This is a genomic window from Pseudomonas sp. NPDC077186, assembly GCF_044543505.1.
GTDB lineage: Bacteria > Pseudomonadota > Gammaproteobacteria > Pseudomonadales > Pseudomonadaceae > Aquipseudomonas.
The window spans coordinates 755,237-778,016 of record NZ_JBITWE010000001.1; the positions used below are offsets into that span (position 1 = coordinate 755,237).

22 protein-coding genes and 1 pseudogene are annotated in these 22,780 nt (G+C 64.8%); 14 read left to right on the top strand and 9 right to left on the bottom strand.

Annotated features, from left to right (window positions below; all coding sequences use genetic code 11):
• Positions 1 to 39 precede the first annotated feature (39 nt).
• The 3 genes from ACIGKL_RS03445 to ACIGKL_RS03455 form a co-directional block, all read right to left on the bottom strand.
• Entirely contained in the window at positions 40 to 1,221 is a 1,182-nt protein-coding gene (locus ACIGKL_RS03445; RefSeq protein ID WP_397485300.1) for a CaiB/BaiF CoA transferase family protein, read from the bottom strand.
• Positions 1,222 to 1,330: 109 nt separating this feature from the next.
• On the bottom strand, positions 1,331 to 2,971 hold the full coding sequence (locus tag ACIGKL_RS03450) for an AMP-binding protein (RefSeq protein ID WP_397485301.1): 1,641 nt from the start codon (positions 2,969 to 2,971) through the stop codon (positions 1,331 to 1,333).
• Positions 2,972 to 3,068: 97 nt separating this feature from the next.
• Positions 3,069 to 4,208, bottom strand: a complete 1,140-nt coding sequence (locus tag ACIGKL_RS03455; protein WP_397485302.1) for an acyl-CoA dehydrogenase family protein — start codon at positions 4,206 to 4,208, stop codon at positions 3,069 to 3,071.
• Positions 4,209 to 4,371: 163 nt separating this feature from the next.
• Between ACIGKL_RS03455 and ACIGKL_RS03460 the strand changes: the two genes are divergently transcribed.
• The 7 genes and pseudogenes from ACIGKL_RS03460 to ACIGKL_RS03490 all read left to right on the top strand — a co-directional run bounded on the left by ACIGKL_RS03460 (position 4,372) and on the right by ACIGKL_RS03490 (position 10,281).
• Positions 4,372 to 5,370: an AraC family transcriptional regulator gene (locus tag ACIGKL_RS03460; protein WP_397485303.1), complete on the top strand. Its 999-nt coding sequence runs from the start codon at positions 4,372 to 4,374 to the stop codon at positions 5,368 to 5,370.
• Between the two features lie 306 nt (positions 5,371 to 5,676).
• Positions 5,677 to 6,066 (top strand): hypothetical protein, encoded by a 390-nt coding sequence (locus tag ACIGKL_RS03465; RefSeq protein ID WP_397485304.1) that lies wholly within the window; start codon positions 5,677 to 5,679, stop codon positions 6,064 to 6,066.
• A gap of 168 nt (positions 6,067 to 6,234) precedes the next feature.
• The gene (locus tag ACIGKL_RS03470) at positions 6,235 to 7,050 is read left to right on the top strand and encodes a hypothetical protein (RefSeq protein ID WP_397485305.1); all 816 of its coding nucleotides are present in this window, start codon (positions 6,235 to 6,237) and stop codon (positions 7,048 to 7,050) included.
• Positions 7,050 to 7,514 carry a hypothetical protein gene (locus ACIGKL_RS03475; protein WP_397485306.1) on the top strand — a complete coding sequence of 155 codons (465 nt, stop codon included), beginning with the start codon at positions 7,050 to 7,052 and terminating at the stop codon, positions 7,512 to 7,514. Before ACIGKL_RS03470 ends, ACIGKL_RS03475 begins: the two co-directional genes overlap by 1 nt.
• 247 nt (positions 7,515 to 7,761) lie before the next feature.
• A complete protein-coding gene (locus tag ACIGKL_RS03480; protein WP_397485307.1) occupies positions 7,762 to 8,313 on the top strand; it encodes a YdeI/OmpD-associated family protein in 552 nt (183 codons plus the stop codon).
• A gap of 235 nt (positions 8,314 to 8,548) precedes the next feature.
• Positions 8,549 to 8,845: pseudogene (locus ACIGKL_RS03485) on the top strand (PAAR domain-containing protein); the annotation flags it as partial.
• A gap of 1,043 nt (positions 8,846 to 9,888) precedes the next feature.
• Positions 9,889 to 10,281: a hypothetical protein gene (locus ACIGKL_RS03490; RefSeq protein ID WP_397485308.1), complete on the top strand. Its 393-nt coding sequence runs from the start codon at positions 9,889 to 9,891 to the stop codon at positions 10,279 to 10,281.
• 183 nt (positions 10,282 to 10,464) lie between these two features.
• Here the strand turns inward: ACIGKL_RS03490 and ACIGKL_RS03495 are convergent, their stop codons facing one another.
• The 3 genes from ACIGKL_RS03495 to ACIGKL_RS03505 form a co-directional block, all read right to left on the bottom strand.
• Positions 10,465 to 11,847, bottom strand: a complete 1,383-nt coding sequence (locus ACIGKL_RS03495; RefSeq protein WP_397485309.1) for an ATP-binding protein — start codon at positions 11,845 to 11,847, stop codon at positions 10,465 to 10,467.
• Positions 11,844 to 12,521 (bottom strand): response regulator, encoded by a 678-nt coding sequence (locus tag ACIGKL_RS03500; RefSeq protein WP_397485310.1) that lies wholly within the window; start codon positions 12,519 to 12,521, stop codon positions 11,844 to 11,846. The genes ACIGKL_RS03495 and ACIGKL_RS03500 overlap by 4 nt, the downstream gene beginning before the upstream one ends.
• Positions 12,522 to 12,652: 131 nt before the next feature.
• Positions 12,653 to 13,825 carry an MFS transporter gene (locus ACIGKL_RS03505; RefSeq protein WP_397485311.1) on the bottom strand — a complete coding sequence of 391 codons (1,173 nt, stop codon included), beginning with the start codon at positions 13,823 to 13,825 and terminating at the stop codon, positions 12,653 to 12,655.
• 204 nt (positions 13,826 to 14,029) lie between these two features.
• On the opposite strand from ACIGKL_RS03505, the gene napE reads away from it, so the two are divergent.
• Genes napE through ACIGKL_RS03530 form a run of 5 tightly spaced genes read left to right on the top strand, consistent with a single transcriptional unit; the run spans position 14,030 to position 18,089 of the window.
• Positions 14,030 to 14,197: a periplasmic nitrate reductase, NapE protein gene (napE, locus tag ACIGKL_RS03510; RefSeq protein ID WP_397485312.1), complete on the top strand. Its 168-nt coding sequence runs from the start codon at positions 14,030 to 14,032 to the stop codon at positions 14,195 to 14,197.
• A 27-nt stretch (positions 14,198 to 14,224) separates the two neighbouring features.
• Positions 14,225 to 14,485: a chaperone NapD gene (locus ACIGKL_RS03515; RefSeq protein ID WP_397485313.1), complete on the top strand. Its 261-nt coding sequence runs from the start codon at positions 14,225 to 14,227 to the stop codon at positions 14,483 to 14,485.
• On the top strand, positions 14,482 to 16,986 hold the full coding sequence (gene napA, locus ACIGKL_RS03520) for a nitrate reductase catalytic subunit NapA (protein WP_397485314.1): 2,505 nt from the start codon (positions 14,482 to 14,484) through the stop codon (positions 16,984 to 16,986). The genes ACIGKL_RS03515 and napA overlap by 4 nt, the downstream gene beginning before the upstream one ends.
• 11 nt (positions 16,987 to 16,997) lie before the next feature.
• Positions 16,998 to 17,483 carry a nitrate reductase cytochrome c-type subunit gene (locus ACIGKL_RS03525; RefSeq protein ID WP_397485315.1) on the top strand — a complete coding sequence of 162 codons (486 nt, stop codon included), beginning with the start codon at positions 16,998 to 17,000 and terminating at the stop codon, positions 17,481 to 17,483.
• A 9-nt stretch (positions 17,484 to 17,492) separates the two neighbouring features.
• Entirely contained in the window at positions 17,493 to 18,089 is a 597-nt protein-coding gene (locus ACIGKL_RS03530) for a cytochrome c3 family protein (RefSeq protein ID WP_397485316.1), read from the top strand.
• A gap of 315 nt (positions 18,090 to 18,404) precedes the next feature.
• Here ACIGKL_RS03530 and ACIGKL_RS03535 read toward each other — a convergent pair whose 3' ends face one another.
• The gene (locus ACIGKL_RS03535) at positions 18,405 to 18,863 is read right to left on the bottom strand and encodes a TlpA disulfide reductase family protein (protein ID WP_397486242.1); all 459 of its coding nucleotides are present in this window, start codon (positions 18,861 to 18,863) and stop codon (positions 18,405 to 18,407) included.
• Between the two features lie 48 nt (positions 18,864 to 18,911).
• Here ACIGKL_RS03535 and ACIGKL_RS03540 point away from each other — a divergent pair, with 48 nt between their 5' ends.
• Positions 18,912 to 20,318, top strand: a complete 1,407-nt coding sequence (locus ACIGKL_RS03540; RefSeq protein WP_397485317.1) for a PilZ domain-containing protein — start codon at positions 18,912 to 18,914, stop codon at positions 20,316 to 20,318.
• Positions 20,319 to 20,443: 125 nt separating this feature from the next.
• Positions 20,444 to 20,836 (top strand): hypothetical protein, encoded by a 393-nt coding sequence (locus ACIGKL_RS03545; protein ID WP_397485318.1) that lies wholly within the window; start codon positions 20,444 to 20,446, stop codon positions 20,834 to 20,836.
• Positions 20,837 to 21,060: 224 nt separating this feature from the next.
• On the opposite strand, the gene ACIGKL_RS03550 is transcribed toward ACIGKL_RS03545, so the two are convergent.
• Both ACIGKL_RS03550 and ACIGKL_RS03555 read right to left on the bottom strand, forming a co-directional pair.
• Positions 21,061 to 21,258, bottom strand: coding sequence for a hypothetical protein (locus ACIGKL_RS03550; RefSeq protein WP_397485319.1), 198 nt, complete (start codon positions 21,256 to 21,258; stop codon positions 21,061 to 21,063).
• Between the two features lie 240 nt (positions 21,259 to 21,498).
• Positions 21,499 to 22,713 (bottom strand): virulence factor BrkB family protein, encoded by a 1,215-nt coding sequence (locus tag ACIGKL_RS03555; protein WP_397485320.1) that lies wholly within the window; start codon positions 22,711 to 22,713, stop codon positions 21,499 to 21,501.
• Between the last annotated feature and the right edge of the window lie 67 nt (positions 22,714 to 22,780).

Sequence of the window (22,780 nt, forward strand, 5' to 3'; positions counted from 1 at the left end):
AGCCGCGGGCTCCGTAGGGTGCGCCGCGCACACCGGGGCTCACCCCAATGCCTTGGCCGCCCGCAGCGCGGCAATCTGCTCGGCGCTGTAGCCCAGCTCGCCCAGCACCTCGTCGGTATGCGCGCCGACCGCCGCGCCGATATGCCGCGGCGCCGGTAAACCAGCGGAGAACTTCAGTGGGCAGGCCAGTTGCCGCTGCGCCGGCAAGCCATCGCGCGGCACCTCGGTGACCAGGCCGCGCGCCTTGATCTGCGGATGTTCCACCGCCTCGGACAGCGGCAGCACGGGCTCGACGCAGGCGTCCAGGGCGGCGAAGCGCTGGCACCAGTCGGCGAAGTCGCGGCGCTCGAACTCGATCTCGATCTCGCGCTTGAGCGCGCGCTGATCCTCGGGCTTGGGCGACAACCCGCGCGCCGCCAGCTCCGGCCGGCCGATGGCCTGGCAGAACTGCTGCATGAACTGCGGCTCCAGGCTGCCCACCGAGAGCCAGCGGCCGTCGCGGGTGCGGTAGTAGTCGTAGAAGCTGCCGCCGTTGAGCGCCTGGTTCTCCATGTCCGGCTCCACCCCGGCGCCGAGGTAGCCGGCGCCGGCCATGGCGTGCAGGCTGAAGGCGCAGTCGGTCATGCTCACGTCCACCTGCTGGCCCAGGCCTGTGACCTGGCGCTGCACCACCGCGGCGAGCAGGCCGATCACCCCGTGCAGCGAGCCACCGGCGATATCCGCCAGTTGCACGCCCAGCGGCAGCGGGCCGCTGTCGCGGCGGCCGGTGTAGCTGGCGAGGCCGGCCAGCGCCAGGTAGTTGATGTCGTGCCCGGCGCGGTCCTTGTACGGCCCGCTCTGGCCATAGCCGGTGATCGACACGTAGATCAGCCGCGGGTTGATCGCCTTCAGCGCCTCGTAGCCGACGCCCAGCTTGTCCATCACCCCGGGGCGGAACTGCTCCAGCACGATGTCGTACTCGCCCACCAGCTTCTTCACCACCTCCAGCGCCTCGGGGCGCTTGAGATCGAGGGCGATGGCGCGCTTGTTGCGGTTCAGGTAGGCGTGGCTGGTGGAGGTGCCGCCGTCGTGTGGCGGCAGCACGCGCACCAGGTCCATGCGCGTGGGCGACTCCACGCGCAGCACCTCGGCGCCCAGGTCGGCCAGCAGCAGCGAGGCGAAGGGCCCCGGCAACAGGGTGGAGAAGTCGAGGATTTTCAGCGAAGACAGTAGGCCGGACATGGCGACTCCCGATCGGATGATGTGGTATCGGGCAAGAGGCCCTAGCCCCTCTCCCCGGCCCTCTCCCCAGAGGGGCGAGGGGGTGGAACGGTGAAACCCGGGCCAGGGATCAAGGCTCCCAGACGATGGCCTCGCTCGCCGACAGGCCGGCCAGCGCCTCGGCGTAACGCGCCTCCAGCACGTTGCGGCGGATCTTCATGGTCGGCGTCATGCAGCCGTTGTCCACCGTCCAGGCCTCGCGCACCAGGATGAAATGGCTGACGCGCTCGTGCGCCGCCAGGCGCTCGTTGACGGCCTGCAGATGCGCCTGCAGATCCTGGCTGACCGCCGCCTGCGCTTGCTGGCGGGCCGCCGGCGACAGCTCGATCAGCGCCAGCGGCTGATCCAGGTTGCTGCCCATCAGGCACACCTGCTCGACCCAGTGGCTCTTGGCGATCTCGCCCTCGATGGGCGCCGGCGCCACGTACTTGCCCTTGCTGGTCTTGAAGATGTCCTTGACCCGCCCGGTGATGCGCAGGTAGCCGTCTGCATCCACCGCGCCCTTGTCGCCGGTATGCAACCAACCGCCCTCGAGCGTCTCGGCGGTCTTCTCTGGCTCGCGGTAATAGCCCTGCATCAGCGTCTCGCTGCGCAACAGGATCTCGCCGCTGGCGTCGATGCGCAATTGCAGGTGCGGCATGGGCCGGCCCACCGTGCCGAAACGCACCTGCCCCGGCCGGTTGAAACAGCCGTAGGCGAAGTGCTCGGTCATGCCGTAGCCCTCGCAGATGGTCATGCCCAGGCGCCGGTACCAGTCCAGCAGCCCAGTGGAAATCGCCGCCGCGCCGGACACCAGGATGCGCGCACGATCCAGCCCCAGCCCCGCGCGCACCTTGCGCGCCACCAGGCGGCCGAGCAGCGGGATGCGCAGTAGGCGGTCGAGCTTGTGCGCCGGTAGCTGCTCCAGCACGCCCTGCTGAAAGCGCGTCCACAGCCTGGGCACCGAGAAGAACACGGTCGGCCGCACCCGTCGCAGGTCGCTGGCGAAGGTCTCCAGCGACTCGACGAAGGCCACCGGCGCGCCGCAATAGAGGCTGTTGAACTCCACCAGAAAGCGCTCGGCGGCGTGCGACAGCGGCAGGTAGGAGAAGAACTGGTCCTGCGGCGTCATGCCCATCTCCGCCGTGGCGTGCGCCGCGGAAAAGGCCATGGCATGGGCCGAGAGCATCACCCCCTTGGGCTGCCCGGTGGTGCCCGAGGTGTAGAGGATCGACAGCAGCTCGTCACCGCGCTGCTGGCGGCTACCCGCCAGGGGCTCGTGGGCGGCCAGCAGCTCATGCCAGCGGTGCTCGGCCGGCATGCTCGGATAGGGCATGGCGATGCGGGTGATATGCGGGCCGATGCCGGCGGCCAGCTTGTCCGGCTGGTCCAGCTTGCCCACCAGGATCAGCTTGCAGCCGGCGTGCTGCAGCACATAGGCGATCTGCTCGGGCGCCTGCAGCGGATAGAGCGGCACGCTGACCAGCCCGGCGTGCTGGATCGCCAGGTCGCTGATAAACCATTCGGCGCAGTTCTTCGCCAGCAGCGCGACGCGCTCGCCGGGCACGCAGCCCAGCGCCAGCAGCGCGCTGGCCAGGCGTCGCGCCTGCTCGTCGACCTGGCGCCAGGTGAAATCGTGCCAGACGCCGGCCACCGGCTGGCGCAGCCAGACCGCGTCGGGTTGCCGGTCCAGCCAGTGGTTGAAACGTTGCAGCGGCAGTTGCAGGGTCATGGCATGCTCTTCTTGTTATTGATCGCCAGCAAGCTGGCTCCTGCAGGGCCTGGCGAGTCCCTGGTGACGCTGGGCAAACTGCGCGTCGCCCTGCGAACTACAGCTTCATGCCGCGGCTGATGATCTCCTTCATGATCTCCGAGGTGCCGGCGAAGATGCGCTGGATGCGCGCGTTCGCGTACATCTTGCAGATCGGGTACTCCCACATGTAGCCCCAGCCGCCATGTAGCTGCACACCCTCGTCGACCACCTTGCACAGCAGCTCGGTGGTGAACAGTTTGGCCTCTGCGGCGACTTCTGCACTGAGCTTCTTCTGGTTGTGGTCCATCACGCAGCGGTCGGTGAACACCTGGGCCACGTCGATCTGGGTGCGCATCTCCGCCAGCTTGAAGCGGGTGTTCTGGAAATGCGCCACCGGGCGGCCGAAGGCCTGGCGTTCCTTCACATAGTCGATGGTGGTCTGCAGCGCCGCCTCGGCGCCGGCCACCGCGCCGCAGGCGTTGGTCAGACGCTCCTGGGCGAGCATGTTCATCAGGTAGAAGAAGCCGCCCTTGGCATCGCCCAAGAGGTTCTCCTTGGGCACCTTGACGTCGTTGAAGAACAGCTCGGCGGTGTCCTGGCTGTGCATGCCGAGCTTCTTCAGCTTCTTGCCGCGCTCGAAACCTTGCATGCCGCGCTCGACCAGGAACAGGCCCATGGCGTGCTTGTTGGCCGGGTCGGTCTTGGCCGCGACTATCACCAGGTCGGCCAGGTAGCCGTTGGAGATGAACACCTTGGAACCGTTGAGCAGCCAGTGGTCGCCCTGGTCCACCGCCGTGGTGCGCATGCCGGCCAGATCGGAGCCGGCGGCCGGCTCGGTCATGGCCACGGCGAGGATGGTCTCGCCGCGGACGATGCCGGGCAGCCAGCGCGCCTTCTGCTGCGCGTTGCCGTACTCGGCGATATAGGGGCCGCACAGCGCCGAGTGCAGCGGGATCATGAAGCCCGGTTCGTTGATCCGCGCCAGCTCCTCGCACATGATCTGCTCGTAGCGAAAATCCTTGAGCCCGGCGCCGCCGTACTCCTCGTCCGCCCAGGGCAGCAGAAAGCCCATCTCGCCGGCCTTGGCCCATACGCTGCGGTCGACCACCCCGGCGGCCTCCCACTCCTCCTGATGCGGCACCACCTCCTTAGCGAGAAAGGCCGCGAAGGCGTCGCGGAACAGGTTGTGCTCGGTGTCGAAATGGTTGCGCTGCATGGGGCGGTTCCTCCGCTGATTGTTATTCAGCGCAGGTTAGGCGCCGCCCCTGCCCCCCTCAATGACCCATGCGCTCAGCCTCGATTGACCCAATCGCTCGGCTGGCTTGCCCTGCACCACAGCCGCTGCCTACCATCGGCCACCCCGATCACGGAAGCTCGACATGCGCGAACGCACCATCGCCAGCCACTTCGTCCGCGCCGCCCTGCGCGGCGCGCAACGTCGGGGCCTGGCCTGCGAACCGCTGCTGCGCCAGGCCGGCATCCAGCCGGCGGTGCTCATCGAACCGCGCGCGCGCATCGCCCCCGAGCAGTTCGCCCGGCTGATGCAACTGCTGTGGGAAGCGCTGGACGACGAGTACCTGGGCTTCGGCCGCCAACCGAGCAAACGCGGCACCTTCGCCATGATGGGCCACGCCATCATCCACTGCCGCACGCTGGAAAAGGCGCTGAGCCGCGGTGCGCTGTTCTACGGTCTGTTCCCCGATGCGCCGGGCATCCGCCTGCAGCGCGAAGGCGACTGGGCGCGACTGAGCGTGGACGACAGCAGCCTGTGGGACCCGGACCACTTCCTGGTGGAAAGCCTGCTGGTGATCTGGCACCGCCTCGGCAGCTGGCTGATCGGCCAGCGCATCCGCCTGGAAGAAGCCACCTTCGCCTACCCCGAACCGCAGCACGCCGCCGAGTACGAACTGCTGTTTCCCTGCACCCGGCGCTTCTGCGCCGGCGCCACCAGCCTGCTGTTCCACGCCCGCTACCTGGCCATGCCGCTGCTGCAGGACGAACGCACGCTCAAGCAGTTCCTCCAGCACTCCCCCGCCGACCTGCTGGCTCGCCCCGACGGCGGCGACAGCCTGACCAGCCAGATCCGCCGCCTGCTCGGCCGCGACTGCCAGCAATGGCCGGACCTGGAACGGGTCGCCCAGCAGCTGCATATCAGCCCGCAGACCCTGCGCCGCCACCTGCGCGAGGAAGGCACCAGCTTCCAGGAACTCAAGGATCACCTGCGCCGCGACCTCGCCATCTACCACCTCGGCCGCGACGAGCTGGCCATCCAGGACATCGCCGAACAGCTCGGCTTCTCCGAACCCTCGGCCTTCCACCGCGCGTTCAAGAAATGGACCGGGCTGACGCCGGGGGCCTATCGCGCCCAAGAGGGGTAAGACGCGCTGGCGGCGTTGCAACCGCCGCATTCGCTGCCGGCGCAAGCTCCCTGGCGCTGTACATGGACAGAACCGGCAGTCATGCACTAGCTTCTGGCTCAAGCCTGCCGGCATTGCGCCAGACGTGACAAGCTTGCCGTCACCCCTGTCGCGTTTCTCCCTGAGTGCTGTCGCGTTTGCCGCGAGCATCTTCAGGCCAGACAAGGACTTACATGACGACAAGGAAGGTTATGCGAAAGCGGCCGTGGTTAAACGCGACAGCTATGCCGCCTAATTAATAGTCATGCGCTTATTAGGTAGAGAACCATGAGCTGGCTAAACAAAATTAAGAATGATGCAATATCGTCCCGTCTACTTGATGAACAGATATATGCCCAAGTTCTAAGCGAGATTGAAAATGGTCAGCGCAGAAACGGCTTATGGGCGAAAGCCCTAGCTCATAGCGACGGCAGCAATGAAAAAGCAAAATCTCTTTATATAAAATACCGCGCAGATTCTATTAGAGATGAAATTGCTCTAGCAGCCAAGTACAAAGAAACAGAAAAAGACAAGTATCACGCTCAAGAAAACAAGAGCACAGTCACACCTGAGAATTGGAGCGAGAATAGTGAGACTTGGGACAAGTCACATGCTTGGATTAATTTACTAGTATTCTTTATTGGTGCTATTTTCCTTGCATTCATTATCGGCAGCTAAACGCATAGTAATAGCGATTCAAATCGCTCGCTGCGCTCACGGGGACGGGCTAAAGCCCGCCTCTTAACCAAACGTTAGTTTTTTTAAGAAGCATAGGGATATCCGATGAGAAGAGGCCGATATTATCTTGGTCGAGTCGTTAAAATAAATCTTGACCAAGAAAGCTTAATGGATGCAATCACAAACGCCCCTATCATAACGCTTGGCAAATTTGACTGGACCATTACCGACATCGAAGATAATAGGCGCGAAGATTTTCCTTATATTTTTGGAAAACTATCCAAGTATGCAAAGGACGGGCACGCAAAAGTTATTGACGAGGTTAGCAAATCACAAATTAACACTGACGTGCCAAACCTTCTTGAGGCAAGCTCACCCTTCGTGTACTTACCTGAGTGCTCAGGTATAGCTTTTTTGCATGTGTGGAACGGCATTCAAGAAGATGTGTTTCCTCGTCGATTTAAATCAGTAATTGAGGCTGCCTTTAATGGCTTTATGGTTGCCTGTGATGTTGAGCCCATCTCTGATTACCGAGCTTTTACTAGTCGACTGAAAAAACTTAGTAAATTTACTGAGTTTTCGGCAACTGTTTATCCACCAAACCCTCTGTTTGGCAGATTGTGGGGCAGTCTAAATGAATACATTGCCAGTCGAAATGCATCAGAAATAGCAGTCAAAGAGCAAACTTCTAAGCCAGCAGGTCTAAAGTCAAAAATAATTGAGCTTATGGACAGGATTATGGACTCGCCAGACTATGAACCTAATGAAATACCTGCAATTGGTGATGCAGCAATCCTTATGGCTGCAGATGGTTATGGACGAGGCAAAGTAGTCGGCATTGAAAGTGGCGATGAGGTAGTAATAAAAACAAGTGACACCCAGAAAAGTTTCCTCCATGACAAGGAACCGGAGCCCAACGAGCTTGCTGTAAAGGCTAAATCTCAGCTTGATAAAGTCTCAAATGAGAGGGATATGAAGCATTAATGAAAGCACTCTATTACTTAAGAATTTCCCTCATCAGTTATGAGTTTTTATTTCTGGTTTTTTGTGGCGCCATCTACATTTGGTTCGGAGACTCACTTGGAAGATATTTTCTCAAATTCCCCATGAACGAAGATGCATTAAAATGGGCCATGCTATTTCCAATTGGCATTTCTGGATGGACTCTAAAAGATGGAGTTGGCGTCATATTTCCTGATGACCGTACAAGTAGAATTTTACATGAATGGCCTGACTACTGGAGGCTTAAAGCCCATTTCGATGTAGGCATTCTAAATAGCATAATCTATCTTCTGCCGTGTGTAAGCGTCTGGTTTTTTGGTGGACTCGATAAATTTGAAGGGGTTTGGCTATTTTTCATGTTTGCTATAGCTGCGTCGCTAAATGCCTTTTCCTTCTACACAGCAAAAATTTCAGTTCGCAGCGCCCTAATTGGAACAGATGAATAGAAATTCTAAAAATGTATATGGACTCTCCCCACAAGTAGAGAGCAAAGCTTTGCTTTGCAGCTGTCGTCAGCGCAGTTGCATTCGTATATCCGGCCTTGCGTCGGGCATTGCCCGGGGCATTCTGTAGCTCGCACAACAGGGGCCAGCCGGGTCTGCAACGTGGCAAGCCTCATCGTCGCGCTAGTCTGACCACAGCAGCCGACGCGTTTGGCTGCCCCCTAGGCTCAATCCCCAAGGATTTATCCCAATGCCTCAGACGGATAGAAACGCCCAGTTCCAGGCCACCCTACTGCGCCCTCACCTGCCGGCTGGCGAGTCTTCCTGGGCATTCGTGGTGCTGCCGCGGGAGGTCAGCGAGCAGCTGCCGAGGCGCGGCAGGACCAGCGTGGACGGTCGGCTCAATAGGCAGCCGTTCCGCGCCAGGCTCGAGCCGGATGGCCAGTTGAGTCATTGGCTGCGGGTGGATAGCGACCTGCTGCAGGCGGCGGGCGCGACGGTCGGCGATCTGGTCACGCTGGAAATCGAACCGGTGGCGGAGGAACCCGAGCCGCAGGTGCCGGCGGATCTGGCCGCGGCACTGGCCGCCGCACCCGCGGCGCGCAGCGTCTGGGAGGCGACGACGACTATCGCGCGGCTGGACTGGATTCACTGGATCGAGTCGGCCAAGCAGGCCAAGACCCGCGCCAAGCGTATCGCCGACGCCTGCGCCATGCTCGGCGAGGGGAAGAAGCGGGTGTGCTGCTTCGATCAGTCGGGCTACTACAGCAAGGCGTTGCGCGCGCCTGAGGCCGCGGAGTGACAGCATCTAGCTGAATGCCCCTATCAATGGTGCGTAGGCAATCGAGAGGCGCAAGAACCCAACGCATGAATTAGCCTTGGGCCAGTTGCACGCCTCTACGTACTGCACCCAGACCTAATCGCGAGGAACCGCTCTGTGAAGAGCCACGCAGTTTAAGCAGCGCAATCGTATGGGGGTCTACCGAAAACGATCGTTGGGTTAGCATCGGCAGCTTTCATGCAGGGAGCATTCGAAAATGAGCGGAAAGCCGGCGGCTCGCCAATCCGATCCAACCTCCTGCCCGCTGCCTGGGCATGGCACAAACCCCATAGCGACGGGGTCCCCCGACGTTCTCTTCGACAATCTACCAGCAGCACGAATGACCGATACGTCGGCCTGCGGCAGCCCAATTGTCGGAGCAGTCGCCAGCACCGTTTTCATCAACGGTCTGCCGGCGGCGACCCTAGGTAGCACAGGAGGGCATGGCAGTGTGGTTGTTGGCGGCTCGGGTACCGTGATTATTGGGGACTCGGTTGTTACGGCTCCGTTTACTGCGCCGTCTGGAGACTCCGCGACTGCGAGTCCGTCCATACCGACTGTGGCGATTCGAGGCGCTCAAGTACCTGCGATGGGGATGGCGTCGCATTTCGTACAACCCTCCACTCCCATATCGCCCCGAGCTCCTGCTGTACCGCTTGTTGACAGGCTGCACGCGGCGGAACGCCTCATTGACGACTTTGACTGCAGAGCGACACCGACACGTGTCTTCAACGACCGCGACTATCCGCTCGGTTCAGTGGGTGATCCGTTCGAGAAGCAGCACATTCTCGAGCAGTTAAGAGTTCGAATCGCACGAGCGCACGGGCGTTCAATCAATAGCCGGTTATCACTTCCTTCCTATCCCGATCAGGATCGAACATCTCTGTGCGGCCCCGCCGCGTTCTTCTACGCACTGCTGATGGACAGACCCGATCTATATGCTCGCTCCATTCTTGAGCTCTGGGAGAAAGGAGAAACCTCCATTGGCAGCTTGTATATCAAGCCCAGCCGCGGTTGCCGAAACCCCAAGAACTTTAGCAATGCCGCGCCGGGCGATCGAATACCCCCAATCGACTGGATTTCCTTGGCCAGCCTGCGCGACAGCGAAAATGGCCTGCTGAACTACGACTCGCCGGATGACCAGACGGCAGGCATTACCTTTCCTGGCGCTCTTGAGTCTTGGTTCACACGAGCCGGCGCTTCGCTTGTGCATGACAACATTCAACTCCGGAGCGTTAGCCTCGATCGCTTGCTGGACCTCCTCCACTTTATTGGGCCGTCGCACCATGTGGTGTCGCTCGTGAACGCCTCCATGGTCGAAGGCGGTGTAGGCGTGGGGAAAAACCATTGGATCGCGTGGGAGGGCACTCCCGAGACATCCAACGGCGTCGTCACTTCGACCACGTCATTCGAAGAAAAAATTGTCGCTTCCAAGTTCTTCTCATGGGGCATGGTCGGGCATCTGGCAACGCGTAGCTATACGTTGCGGCAACTGCTCAACGACATATACGGCGGCCGGGTATTCAGCCGCATCCCATAGCCCAGAGGAACGTATTTATGAAACTAAGATCGCTCGCTGTCGCTGGGCTGGCTGCTGCGCTGTCCGGCTGCGAAGCCGTCACACTTGGCAATGTTCTGACCGGTTGCGCGACGAGGCCAGAGCCGGAGCTGATGCCCAAGGAGCTACCGACCGCCGGCGCGGGAGAGCCCTATAAGGTGCGGCTGGACGTCATCAACGCCAGTACCCCCGTCAGCAAGCTCCTGGTTGCTCCTGCTCAGCCCTTACCCGATGGCCTCGAATTGATCCATGTGAGGCCAGAAACGCATGGCGTCATTCAGGGCGTTCCGACTCGAGCGGGTAGTTATGAGGTGCGGGTGTACGGCAACACCTTCGGAACCCAGTGCACCGGTCAGGATGTGGAGCGGGTCTATCGGTTGGAGGTGAAGTAGGGGCTAAGGCGGCTCCCGGCCACGTCCATCGATAGAGCCCAAGGGCGCCATCTCAGCATCGACCACTCTACACGCGGCTACCGGCTAGCCTGTGTAGGTAAGAGGCCGGCCACGGCGAGCGGATGGATGGTGCGCGCGGCGCACCCTACGGGCAGTGGCGCTGCGTTGCGTTCCGGATTTGCCTCAATCGTACAGGCGCACCCTGAAACAGGCCCCGCCCAGCGGCGAATCCTCCAGGCTCAGTTCGCCGTCGTAGCTGTCGATGATGTCCTGCACCACGGCGAGGCCGATGCCCTGCCCCGGGTTTTGCGCGTCCAGCCGTTCGCCGCGGCGCAGCACGCGGGCGCGCTGGTCGGCGGGCACGCCGGGACCGTCGTCTTCGATGGTCAGGCGGCAGCCGTCGGGCAGTTCCTCCAAGCTCACGTGCACGCGGTGCAGGCACAGGCGGTAGGCGTTTTCCAGCAGGTTGCCGAGCAGTTCCATCAGCGCGCCGCGCTCCATGCTGATCTGGCTGTGTTCGGCCACCTGCAGGTCCACCTGCACGCGCTTGTCGCGGTAGACCTTGTCCAGCGACAGGCACAGGCCGTCGAGCAGCGGCCAGACGGCCTCGCGGTGGCGCACCAGGCCGCTGCGGCGCAGGCTGGCGCGCTGCAGCTGATAGCCGATCTGCTGGCTCATGCGTTCGATCTGCGCCTGCATCAGTTGCGCCTGGTCGCGGTTGGCCGGCTGGCCGGCGAGGGTTTCGCCGAGGCCCTGGAGCACGCTGAGCGGGGTTTTCAGGCTGTGCGCCAGGTCTTCCAGGGAGTCGCGGTAGCGTTCGCGCTGGCGCCGCTCGCTGTCCAGCAGGCGGTTGAGCGAGCCGGTCAGGCGCAGCAGTTCGCGCGGGTGCTGGTCGCTCAGGTGCTGGCGGGTGCCGGCCTCGACGCCGTCCAGTTCGTCGCTCAGGCCACGCAGGCTGCGAAAGCCCCAGGTCAGGCCGAACCAGAGCAGGCCGAGCAGCGCCAGCAGGGCGATGCCCAGCCACAGCTTGAGGCGCCAGACGAAGCCGTCGAACAGCTTCTGGTACTCGCGGGTGGGCTGCATGGTGACGATGCTGAAGGCGGCGGCGTTGCCGCGCAGCAGGTCGACCTCGATGTCGTAGAGGAAGAATTCCTCGCCGTGCTCGTCGCGCACGCGGGCGAACTCGTGGCCGCGGCCGTCGTAGCGCGGCCGGTAGCCGATCGCCTCGTCCTCGGAGGAGCGCGAACGCCACAGCAGCTGGCCGTCGCGGTCATAGATGAAGCCGAGCAGGTGCGAGTCGAGGTTGTCGAATTCCTCGTCCGGCATCTTCTCCGGCATGCGCAGTTGGCCGTCGTGGATGCGCGCGGCGGAGATCAGCGCGGTGGCGTCGGAGGCCAGGCGCTTTTCCACGGTCTGCTCCAGGGCCTGGTTGAACACGCCCTGCAGCACCGGCAGCAGCACCAGCATGAACAGCACCGCCAGCACGGCGGTGCCGAGCATCAGGCGTAGGCGCAGCGAGCCCAGGCGCGCGCGCAGCCGGCGCAGGTAGGCGCGGCTGCGGCTCACTTGCAGCGCTCGTTGAACAGGTAGCCCTGGCCGCGCACGGTTTCGATCGGCTTGCCGCCGAGGGCCGCCTCCAGCTTGCGGCGCAGGCGCCCGACCAGCACTTCGATGACGTTGGGGTCGCGTTCCTCGTCGCCCGGGTAGAGCTGCTCCATCAGCCGTTCCTTGGCCACCACCTGCTGGTGATGGCGCATCAGGTATTCGAGGATGCGGTACTCGTAGGCGGTCAGCTGCAGCGGCTGCTCGTCCACCGCGGCCTGCTTGCGATTGAGGTCGAGCACCAGGCCGCCGGCCTCGATAGTCGACTTGGTGAAGCCCGAGGAACGCCGCAGCAGGGCGTTCAGGCGCGCCTCCAGTTCCTCGAACTGGAACGGCTTGACCACGTAGTCGTCGGCGCCGCAGGACAGCCCCTCGACCTTGTCCTGCCAGTTGCCGCGGGCGGTGAGGATCAGGATCGGGAAGTGCTTGTCCTGGCTGCGCAGTTGGCGGATCAGGTCGATGCCGCTCATGCCGGGCAGGCCGAGGTCGACCAGGGCCAGGTCGTGGTGGTAGGACTCGGCCCGGTACAGCGCCTCCTCGGCGGTGCGCACGGCGTCGACGACGTGGCCCTGCTCGCTGAGACGGGTGAACAGATGGTGGCGCAGCAGCGCTTCGTCTTCCACCACCAACAATTTCATGACGCATCCCCTATTGGCTGACGGGCTGGGCGAGAGGCCCGGCCCTGACGTTTGGCGCCGATCCCGATGCAGCGCCTGCACCAAGACTACTGCCTCCACCTTGAACCCGCACTGAACGACCGGCAGAGCGCCTACAACCGCCGCACCAGGGCCGCGGCGAGCAGGAACAGGGTCGCCAGCACGGCCAGCAGCGCCAGCCAGCCGGCATGCTCCCAGACGTAGCCGCCGCCGTAGCCGACCAGGCTCGAGCCCAGGTAGTAGGCGCACAGGTACAGCGCCGAGGCCTGCGCCTTGGCGCCCTGGGCATGGGCGCCGACCTGGCCGCTGGCCACCGCATGGGCGGCGAAGAAGCCCAGGGTGAACAGCGCCAGGCCGGCCACCGCGGCGCTCAACCAGGGCGTCGCGCAGAGGGCCACGCCGAGCAGCATCAGCGCGATGCCGCCGAGCAGCACCCGGCGCGCGCCGAAACGCGGCACCAGCCGGCCGGACCAGCCGGCGCTGAAGATGCCCAGCAGGTAGACGGTGAACAGCAGGCCGATCACCGTGGCCGAGAGGTTGAACGGCGCCGCGGCCAGGCGAAAGCCGACGTAGTTGAACAGGGCGACGAAGCCGCCCATCAGCAGGAAGGCCAGGGCGAACAGCAGGCGCAGCCGCGGGTTGCCCAGGTGCAGGGCGAAGTTGCCGAGCAGCCCGCGCAGCGACAGCGGCTGGGCGCGGAAATGCCGCGACGGCGGCAGCAGCCAAAGAAACAGCGCCAGCGCCAGCAGACCGAGGCCGGCGATGCCGCCGAGCGCCCAGGGCCAGCCGCCGAGGTCGCTGAGCAGGCCGGCCAGCAGACGCCCGAGCAGCCCGCCCAGGGCGGTGCCGCCGATATACAGGCCCATGGCCGCGGGCAGCGCATCCGGGTCGAATTCCTCGCCGACGTAGGCCATCGCCAGTGCCGGCAGGCCGCTCAGGGCCAGACCGAGCAAGGCGCGCAGCCACAGCAGGTGGTTCCAGCTGTCGACCAGCGCGCAGGCGATGCCGAGCAGCGCGGCCAGGCCCAGGGCGCCGGCCATCACCGGCTTGCGCCCCCAGCTCTCGGCCAGCGCGCCGGACACCAGCAGGCATAGCGCCAGGCTCAGGGTGGTCAGCGACAGCGCCAGGCTGCTACTGGCCGCCGATACGCGAAAATGCGCCGCCAGCAGCGGCAGCAGTGGCTGCACGCAATAGAGCATGGCGAAGGTGGCGAAACCGGCGCAGAACAGCGCCAGGGTGGCACGCCGGTAGGCGGCGGTGCCGCGGGCGAGATGGGTAGCGGACATGGAACGGACTCACGAAACGGGGCGCTGGAACGGCCGACAAAAAGCTTAGCACGCTACCTATCAACCTGGCTGTGCCGCACCGGCACAAGCGCTGCGCGCCGCGCGGGCGGACGAAAGCCATTTGTCTTGATCCAGCTCAACGGCTTTTGCCCGCACTGCTTATAAGGTCTAGCCTGAAGTCGACACGAGAACGGAGTCGATCGCATGCGCAAAGCCGCCGCCGAAGCCACCCCGAAGGGCAAGGAAACCCGCCTGTTCCTGTTCCTGGTGGTCTGCCTCTTTCCCCTGCTGTCGGTCGCCCTGGTCGGCGGTTACGGCTTCTTCATCTGGTTCATGCAGATGCTGCTGGGGCCGCCCGGCCCGCCCAGCTGACCCCGACTACCCCTGGAGCCACGGAACATGGCCGAAGCCCTGCACATCGCCAGCCTGCTGGTTCACGTCCGCCCCGAACTGTTCGAGGCGGTAAAGGCCAACCTGCGCCGCTTGGGCGGCCTCGAACTGCACCAGGAAAGCCCGCAGGGCAAGCTGGTGGTGGTGCTGGAGGCCGAGCACGAGCGGCAGATTCTCGAACGCATCGAGCAGATCAACGCCCTGCCCGGGGTGCTCAACGCCGCCCTGGTCTATCACGAACTCCTCGCCGCCGAAGGGGACCCACAATGAAGCTTTCCCGCCGTGATTTCGCCAAGGCCAACGCCGCCGCCATCGCCGCGGCCGCCGCCGGCCTGCCGCTCGCCAGCACGGCGAGCAACCTGGTCACCGAGGCGGACATGACCCGCCTGGACTGGAACAAGGCGCCCTGCCGCTTCTGCGGCACCGGCTGCAGCGTGATGGTGGCGACCAAGGACAACCGCGTGGTGGCCACCCACGGCGACGTCAAGGCCGAGGTCAACCGCGGCCTGAACTGCGTCAAGGGCTACTTCCTGTCGAAGATCATGTACGGCGTCGACCGCCTGACCCAGCCGCTGCTGCGCATGCAGGACGGCGCCTACCACAAGCAGGGCGAGTTCCAGCCGGTGAGCTGGGAGCAGGCCTTCGACATCCTGGCGCAGAAGACCAAGCAGGCCATCGCCGAGCACGGCCCCGAGGCGGTCGGCATGTTCGGCTCCGGGCAGTGGACGGTGTGGGAAGGCTACGCCGCCAACAAGCTGATGAAGGCCGGCCTGCGCAGCAACAACATCGACCCCAACGCGCGCCACTGCATGGCCTCGGCGGTGATGGGCTTTATGCGCACTTTTGGCGCCGATGAACCCATGGGTTGCTACGACGATATCGAGGCGGCCGACGCCTTCGTCCTGTGGGGCTCGAACATGGCCGAGATGCACCCGATCCTGTGGAGCCGGGTCACCGACCGCCGCCTCAGCCATCCGCATGTGCAGGTGGCGGTGCTGTCGACCTTCGAGCACCGCAGCTTCGACCTGGCCGACATCCCCATGGTGTTCAGCCCGCAGAGCGACCTGCTGATCCTCAACTACATCGCCAATCACATCATCGAGAGCGGCGCGGTGAACCAGGACTTCGTCGCCCGGCACGCCAGGTTCGCCAAGGGCACCGAGGATATCGGCTACGGCCTGCGCGCCGACCATCCGCTGGAGCAACAGGCCAAGAACGCGGCCAAGGCCAACAGCTGGAGCGACATGTCGTTCGAGGCCTTCGCCGCCTTCGTCAAGCCCTACACCCTGGAGCGCACCGCCAAGGAGAGTGGCGTGCCGGCCGAGCGGCTCAAGGCCCTGGCCGAGCTGTACGCCGACCCCAAGCGCAAGGTCATGTCGTTCTGGACCATGGGTTTCAACCAGCACACCCGCGGGGTGTGGGCCAACAACCTGATCTACAACCTGCACCTGCTCACCGGCAAGATCAGCGAGCCGGGCAACAGCCCCTTCTCGCTCACCGGCCAGCCCTCGGCCTGCGGCACCGCGCGCGAGGTGGGCACCTTCGCCCACCGCCTGCCGGCCGACCTGCTGGTGACCAACCCCAAGCACCGCGAAACCGCCGAGAAGATCTGGAAGCTGCCGCCCGGCACCATCCAGGAGAAGGTCGGCTTCCACGCCGTGGAGCAGAGCCGCAAGCTCAAGGACGGCGTGCTCAAGGTCTACTGGACCCAGGCCAGCAACAACATGCAGGCCGGGCCGAACATCATGCAGGAGGTGCTGCCGGGCTGGCGCAACCCGCAGGCCTTCGTCGTGGTCTCCGACGTCTACCCCACCGTCTCGGCCCAGGCCGCCGACCTGATCCTGCCCAGCGCCATGTGGGTGGAGAAGGAAGGCGCCTACGGCAACGCCGAGCGCCGCACGCAGTTCTGGCACCAGCTGGTCAAGGCGCCGGGCGAAGCGAAGTCCGACCTCTGGCAGTTGGTGGAATTCTCCAAGCGCCTGAGCACCGACGAGGTCTGGCCCGCCGAGTTGCTGGCCAAGGCGCCGGCCTATAAAGGCAAAAGCCTGTACCAGGTGCTGTTCGCCAACGGCCAGGTCGACCAGTTCCCGCGCGAGCAGATCGAGGCCGGCTACGCCAACGACGAGGCTGAGGCCTTCGGCTTCTACCTGCAGAAGGGCCTGTTCGAGGAATACGCCCAGTTCGGCCGCGGTCACGCCCACGACCTGGCGCCGTTCGACACCTACCACGCCGAACGCGGCCTGCGCTGGCCGGTGGTGGACGGCAAGGAGACGCGCTGGCGCTACCGCGAGGGCCTCGATCCCTATGTCGAGAAAGGCAGCGGCGTGCAGTTCTACGGTCACCCGGACAAGCGCGCGATCATCTTCGCCCTGCCCTACGAGCCCCCGGCCGAGGCACCGGACAGCGACTACCCGTTCTGGCTCAGCACCGGCCGGGTGCTGGAGCACTGGCACACCGGCAGCATGACCCAGCGCGTCGAGGAACTGCACGGCGCGGTGCCCGACGCCCTGGTCTACATGCACCCGGACGACGCCAAGACCCTCGGCGCGCGACGCGGCAGCGAGGTCAAGCTGGTCAGCCGGCGCGGCGAGATGCGCGCCCGGGTGGAAACCCGCGGGCGCAACAAGCCGCCGCGCGGTCTGGTGTTCGTGCCCTTCTTCGACGCCAACAAGCTGATCAACAAGGTCACCCTGGACGCCACCGACCCGATCTCCAAGCAGACCGACTACAAGAAGTGTGCGGTGAAGATCGAACTGGTCAGCCTGGCCTGAGGAGCATCGCCATGAGCCTGCGTCATCTGCCCCTGCTACTGCTCGCCGCCTTCGGCCTGGCCGTCGCCGCCGAGCTCGATTACCCCCTCGACGCCCCGGCGCCGGACGGCCGCCGTCCCGGCGGCACCCTCAGCCAGACGCTACCGGCACCGGTGATCGCCAACGAGGAGAACAAGGACCTCAAGCGCGAGCGCAACTACCCCGAGCAGCCGCCGACCATCCCCCACAGCATCCGCGGCTACCAGGTCGACGCCAACGGCAACAAGTGCCTGGCCTGCCATAGCCGCGCCAACAGCGCGCGCAGCCAGGCGCCGATGATCAGCATCACCCACTACATGGATCGCGACGGCCAGGCGCTGGCCGCGGTGTCGCCGCGGCGCTACTTCTGCACCCAGTGCCATGTGCCGCAGAAAGAAGTGCAGCCACTGGTGGGCAACAGCTTCGAGAACATCGACCAGCTGCTGCAGGGCGAAGCGGCCGGCGCGGCGCAGCCCTGAGGAGAATTCATGAAGTCATTACTGGCCCTGCTCAAGGACTATTGGGGCATCCTGCGTCGCCCGAGCGTGCACTACAGCCTGGGCTTTCTCACCCTCGGCGGCTTTATCGCCGGGATCATCTTCTGGGGCGGCTTCAACACCGCGCTGGAGGCGACCAACACCGAGCAGTTCTGCATCTCCTGTCACGAGATGCGCGACAACGTCTACGTCGAGCTGCAGGACACCATCCACTACAGCAACCGCTCCGGAGTGCGCGCCACCTGCCCGGATTGCCACGTGCCGCACCAGTGGACGGACAAGATCGCGCGCAAGATGCAGGCGTCGAAGGAGGTCTGGGGCAAGATCTTCGGCACCATCAACACCCGCGACAAGTTCCTCGCCCACCGCCGCGAGCTGGCCGAGCACGAATGGGCGCGGCTCAAGGCCAACGACTCGCTGGAGTGCCGCAACTGCCACAACTTCGACTTCATGGATTTCACCAAGCAGAGCCCGCGCGCCCGGCAGATGCACTCCAGCGCCCTGGCCGAAGGCTCCGCCACCTGCATCGACTGCCACAAGGGCATCGCCCACCAGCTGCCGGACATGAGCGGGGTGCCGGGTTGGTGAGCGAGTGCATTATTTCGCCGTAGGTTGGGTTGAGGCGCGCAGCGCCGAAGCCCAACGAGTCAGAGATCGTCGAGCGGAGCACTGCGTGCTCCCCGTTGGGCTTCGCTGCGCTCAGCACCAACCTACGACCAGCCGGCCACTGCCTGGGTGTCGCGGCGCGGCGCACACCGAGTCGTAGGTTGGGTTGAGGTGCGTAGCGCCGAAGCCCAACGAATCAGAGATCGTCGAGCGGAGCACTGCGTGCTCCCCGTTGGGCTTCGCTGCGCTCAGCGCCAACCTACGACCAGCCCCCAAGTTGCTTGGGGCAACGCGTCCTTATTCGCCGCGCAAGCGCTCGAGATGCGCCAGCAGCCCGGCGGCGGTCTGCTCGCCAACCAGGCGCTCGCGCAGCTGGCCGTCGGCGTCGACTATATAGGTCACCGGCAGCACGTCGTTGCGCGGCAACTGAAAGCGCGGCGCCGGATCGACGGCGAGCACGCTGAAGGCGATGCCAAAGGCCTCGGAGACGCGCTTGAGATCCTCGCCCTGCAGGCCGTCGAAGTTGACCCCGAGCACCCGCGCCGAGCGCCCCTCGAGCTGCTTGGCCAGGGCGTTGAGTTCGGGAATCTCGGTGCGACAGGGGGCGCACCACTCGGCCCAATAATTAATGACTAGCCACTGGCCATCGACGCTGCCAGCCGTTACCTTTCGTCCATACTGGTCGAGGCCGAAGTCCTCGGCGCAGCCAGCCAGCAGCAGACCGGCGCAGATACCTAAAACAGCCTTGCAGACCATCCGGAGCCGTAAGCCCATGTACTCGATCCTCGTCCACCCGGGGTTGATATGACGCTGGATGCCCTGCGCCTGGAAGTACCCGACATCCGCGAAGACGGCGCCGCCGCGCCGGCAGAAATCGCCGAACAGCTCGCCGCCGCCCGCCACCTGGAGCCCGAACACGGCCTGCAACAGGTGCTCGGCCTGCTGTTCACGCTCAACCGCAGCGGCCTGACCTTACTGGAAAGGCAACGCGCGCTGCAAAATTTCAGCGACGAATACCGCCACTATGCCGCCCTGCTCGGCCGCGGCCACACGCCGAGCGCGCTGTTCGTGCGCCTGTGCGGCGAGCTGGCGATCGGCTTCAAGCGCCTGCTGCTGCAGATCCTCCAGGGTCGCCAGCCGTCGCGCCCGCACCTGGCCTGGTGCCTGTACATGGCCCAGCACTTCCTCGCCCAGCAGCTGCTGCGCCACTTCCAGCTGTACCAGGAACCGCCGCCGGCGCTGTGGCGCGACAGCCACCTGCTGTACTGGATCGGCGAACACCAGCAGTGCCTGGACGAACCGGTCGCCGCCGCCTTCCAGCCCAAGCCGGCCAGCACCCTGCGCGGCCTGTACCAGCAGATGCTGCTGCTGGCCCTGAGCAACCCCTTCCACCTGGCCGAAGGCGAGTGCGCCACCCTGTTCGCCGCCCTCGCCCCAATGGCCGGCCTGGCGCGCCTGCTGCCCTGGGACGAGGAAGACGAGGCCGAGGGGCCGATAGTCGATCTCAGCGAATCGCAGGCCTGCCTGGCGTTCGAGCAGCGCATCGAGGGCGACAAGGCCTACCTGCGCCGCTTCGAGCTGGGCGCCCTGCTGATCGCCCTGCACGAGCCGGCACCGCTGCAGAGCCAGGCCGAGCGCCAGTTGCTCGAACAGGTGCGCCAGCACTGGCTGGGGCGCCAGCAACGCCGCCACGAACGCGCCGAGTTCGACGGCCAGTGCAGCCTGGTGATCGGCCTGCCGGCCATCCACGCCCAGCTGCTGGACAAGCTGCCGCAGCGCACCGAGGCCCATATCCTCGACGCCAGCCCCGGCGGCGCGCGCCTGCTGTGCAATGCCAACGAGGGCGGGCAATTGCTGATCGGCCAACTGGTGCTGCTGCTCACCAACGGCACCCCGACCCTGGCCCTGGTGCGCTGGCGCCACCTCAACAGCGAGGGCCTGCACCTCGGCCTGCGCTACCTCAAGGGCCTGCCGCGCCCGGTCTGGCTGCGCCGCGCGCCCAATGCCCAGACCCACCCCGGCGTGCTGCAGAGCACCCCGGCGCCGGGCAACGGCTGGCACCACGGGGTATGGCTGCCCAACGGCCAGTTCGCCGCCGGCGAGCACCTCTGGCTGCAACTGGCCAGCGTGCACAACCAGGCGATCCTGCCGCTGCCGGCGAGCAACCTGGAGACGCCCTCGGTCAGCCGTCATCCCCTGAAACTGGCCTGATACGCGAAACTGCGAGGCCAGTCACGCCGCCTGTCTGCAGAGTGCACAGTTTCGGCCGCGGCGGCCTGCTTATAATTCCTGGCACTGGTGTTTCATTTAATTCGCTATCAGCCTGGAATCCCGTCATGTCCCAAGCACAAGACAAGCTGATCGGCTCCGTGCCCTCGCGCATCGTCGACGTCGCCCGCCTGCTGGTCACGCCCTACGAGGGCCGGGTGGCCGAATACAACGTCGCGGCCTGGTTGCAGCTGCCGGGCCTGGCCAACCTGCCGGTGTCGCTGCTGGTCAGCTACCGCGACGGCGACAAGCGCCGCGAGGTCAACGTCGACCACGGCAAGGTCAACGCCCAGGGCAAGATCCTGCTGTCGGGCATCGCCCGCATGCTGGTCAGGCAGAAGATCGAGGACATGCAGGTACGCCTGCGCTCGGCGGTACCGGCGCAGAGCCTGGTGGTCGAGGAGTTCTTCGTCCAGGCCGTCGAACTGGCCAGCAGCGAGAGCCGCCAGGCCATGGCCTGAGCGCCTGGCGAGTGGCTGCCGAACCCCGCGCTCAGTCGCGGGGTTTTCGTTTGACTAGGTCTGCGTTCAGTGTTGGGAGTGGGTGCAAAGGCCCGTAGGGTGGGCTTTAGCCCACCAACGGTGGTTGGCGTGGGCTTAAGCGGATCGCCGCCCGTCCCACCCTACAAGGCCCCGAGCCTTCCCTGGAGCACCAGCAACAGCTGACAGGTACATAGCCTTTCGTTTCAGCCGGAGGAAACCCCGGGGCTGGCCGGTAACGGCGACGGCGCCTCGGCCGGCAGCTGCGCATCCTGTTCGGCATGCGCCAGCAGCGACTCCGGCCAACGTGCAAAGTGCAGCCCGGTGATGCGGTTGAGCCGCGTCAGCGCCCCCTGCGGGTCACGCCGATGCAGATGAATTACCTTGTCTTTGCGACCAGTCATTACTGCCAATACCCTTAGCGATCCCTGCCCTGCTGGCAGTTCGATAGCAGCTGATACCGCCTTTGCCAGAAGCGTGCCAGCCCCCTTGTAGCCCCATTGCCTGGCGTCCAGGCCATCGCCATGACCGCGCTGCGGAAGACGGACGCCGCAAACTGACGTTTTTTGTCACCCGCCATCCCTGGCGGTGCCCCTTCGGGCCGTCGCTGCGCGACGTCAAGAATTTCTCCCAGAAATTCTTGGTCACCCCGGCCCTGCCAGCCAGTCAGCCAGGCTGGCGCCGAACAGCTCGGCGCGCTCGGCCTGCAAGTGCTCCAGCGCCTGACGCAACGCCGGGAACCAGGGCTCGTCGAGCTGCGCCGGCAACTGCGCCAGGCGCGGCAGCGGCCAGGGGCTGCGTTCCAGCAGCTGCTGCAGGCTGAAGCGATGCAGGTCGCGGCACAGCACCCAACCGCCACTGGCGCGACAGGCCAGTTGCTCGCGCTCAAGAAAATCCAACACCTCGCCCCACTCGTCTTCCGGCAAGCTCCAGCCGGCGCGTTGCATATCCGCATGGCGCAGCGCCTCGCCGCGTTGCTGGCGCTGCAGCAACAGGCGCAGCACGCCCAGCAGCACCAGGGTGCGCGGCAACGGCTGACGCCGCCAGTGGCGCGGCTGCGACAGCCCGTAGACCAGCTCGGCGCCGAGCAGCACGATCAGCCAGGACAGGTAGATCCACAGCAGAAACAGCGGCACCGTGGCGAAGGCGCCGTAGATCAGCTGGTAGCCGGGAAACAGGCTGACATAGAGGCCGAACAGTGACTTGGCCAGCTCGAACAGCAGCGCGCTGAACAACCCGCCGAGCAGGGCATGACTCAGCGGCACGCGGGTGTTGGGCACCGCCGCATAGAGCAGGGTGAAGGCCGCCACGCTGGACAGCAGCGGCATGAAGCCGAGCAGCGTCTTGGCGCCGAGCAGCGCATCCGGCCCGGAGATCAGCGACAGCGAGGTGATGTAGGTGCTGATCGCGAACCCGGCGCCGAGCAGCAGCGGGCCCAGACTGAGAATCGCCCAATACAGCAGGAAGCTGGACATGCCGCGGCGCGGCTGGCGCACCCGCCAGATGTGGTTGAAGGTCTTCTCGATGGTCACCAGCATGAGGAAGGCGGTCACCGCCAGCAGCGCCACGCCGAGCCAGGTCAACTGCCGCGCCTGCACGGTGAACGCGCGCAGGTACTGCTGCACCGTCTCGCCGGTGGAGGGCACGAAGTTGCGGAAGATGAAACCCTGGATATCCTCGCCGACGTTCTGAAAGGCCGGAACGGCGGAGAGCATGGCGAAGGTCACGGTCATCATCGGCACCACCGCGAACAGCGTGGTATAGGTCAAGGCCGCGGCGCTGCCGGCGCCGCGATTCTGGACGAAACGCCGAGACAGGGTCAGCCAGAACTCCAGCCAATCCTTCACGCGATGGTGCATGCCTGCTCCTTAGCTAACCACGGCCAACCGACCCGGTTAGAATAGCCGCCACTTCAAGCCGGATGCG

What these genes read in the sequence shown, in the direction of transcription:
- ACIGKL_RS03550 (WP_397485319.1), bottom strand. Translation starts at nt 21,258, where the DNA reads ATGACTGGTCGCAAAGACAAGGTAATTCATCTGCATCGGCGTGACCCG.
- ACIGKL_RS03500 (WP_397485310.1), bottom strand. Translation starts at nt 12,521, where the DNA reads ATGAAATTGTTGGTGGTGGAAGACGAAGCGCTGCTGCGCCACCATCTG.
- ACIGKL_RS03460 (WP_397485303.1), top strand. Translation starts at nt 4,372, where the DNA reads ATGCGCGAACGCACCATCGCCAGCCACTTCGTCCGCGCCGCCCTGCGC.
- ACIGKL_RS03555 (WP_397485320.1), bottom strand. Translation starts at nt 22,713, where the DNA reads ATGCACCATCGCGTGAAGGATTGGCTGGAGTTCTGGCTGACCCTGTCT.
- ACIGKL_RS03545 (WP_397485318.1), top strand. Translation starts at nt 20,444, where the DNA reads ATGTCCCAAGCACAAGACAAGCTGATCGGCTCCGTGCCCTCGCGCATC.
- ACIGKL_RS03450 (WP_397485301.1), bottom strand. Translation starts at nt 2,971, where the DNA reads ATGACCCTGCAACTGCCGCTGCAACGTTTCAACCACTGGCTGGACCGG.
- ACIGKL_RS03535 (WP_397486242.1), bottom strand. Translation starts at nt 18,863, where the DNA reads ATGGTCTGCAAGGCTGTTTTAGGTATCTGCGCCGGTCTGCTGCTGGCT.
- napE (WP_397485312.1), top strand. Translation starts at nt 14,030, where the DNA reads ATGCGCAAAGCCGCCGCCGAAGCCACCCCGAAGGGCAAGGAAACCCGC.
- ACIGKL_RS03505 (WP_397485311.1), bottom strand. Translation starts at nt 13,825, where the DNA reads ATGTCCGCTACCCATCTCGCCCGCGGCACCGCCGCCTACCGGCGTGCC.
- ACIGKL_RS03525 (WP_397485315.1), top strand. Translation starts at nt 16,998, where the DNA reads ATGAGCCTGCGTCATCTGCCCCTGCTACTGCTCGCCGCCTTCGGCCTG.
- ACIGKL_RS03480 (WP_397485307.1), top strand. Translation starts at nt 7,762, where the DNA reads ATGCCTCAGACGGATAGAAACGCCCAGTTCCAGGCCACCCTACTGCGC.
- ACIGKL_RS03540 (WP_397485317.1), top strand. Translation starts at nt 18,912, where the DNA reads ATGACGCTGGATGCCCTGCGCCTGGAAGTACCCGACATCCGCGAAGAC.
- ACIGKL_RS03530 (WP_397485316.1), top strand. Translation starts at nt 17,493, where the DNA reads ATGAAGTCATTACTGGCCCTGCTCAAGGACTATTGGGGCATCCTGCGT.
- napA (WP_397485314.1), top strand. Translation starts at nt 14,482, where the DNA reads ATGAAGCTTTCCCGCCGTGATTTCGCCAAGGCCAACGCCGCCGCCATC.
- ACIGKL_RS03455 (WP_397485302.1), bottom strand. Translation starts at nt 4,208, where the DNA reads ATGCAGCGCAACCATTTCGACACCGAGCACAACCTGTTCCGCGACGCC.
- ACIGKL_RS03490 (WP_397485308.1), top strand. Translation starts at nt 9,889, where the DNA reads ATGAAACTAAGATCGCTCGCTGTCGCTGGGCTGGCTGCTGCGCTGTCC.
- ACIGKL_RS03470 (WP_397485305.1), top strand. Translation starts at nt 6,235, where the DNA reads ATGGATGCAATCACAAACGCCCCTATCATAACGCTTGGCAAATTTGAC.
- ACIGKL_RS03515 (WP_397485313.1), top strand. Translation starts at nt 14,225, where the DNA reads ATGGCCGAAGCCCTGCACATCGCCAGCCTGCTGGTTCACGTCCGCCCC.
- ACIGKL_RS03475 (WP_397485306.1), top strand. Translation starts at nt 7,050, where the DNA reads ATGAAAGCACTCTATTACTTAAGAATTTCCCTCATCAGTTATGAGTTT.
- ACIGKL_RS03465 (WP_397485304.1), top strand. Translation starts at nt 5,677, where the DNA reads ATGAGCTGGCTAAACAAAATTAAGAATGATGCAATATCGTCCCGTCTA.
- ACIGKL_RS03445 (WP_397485300.1), bottom strand. Translation starts at nt 1,221, where the DNA reads ATGTCCGGCCTACTGTCTTCGCTGAAAATCCTCGACTTCTCCACCCTG.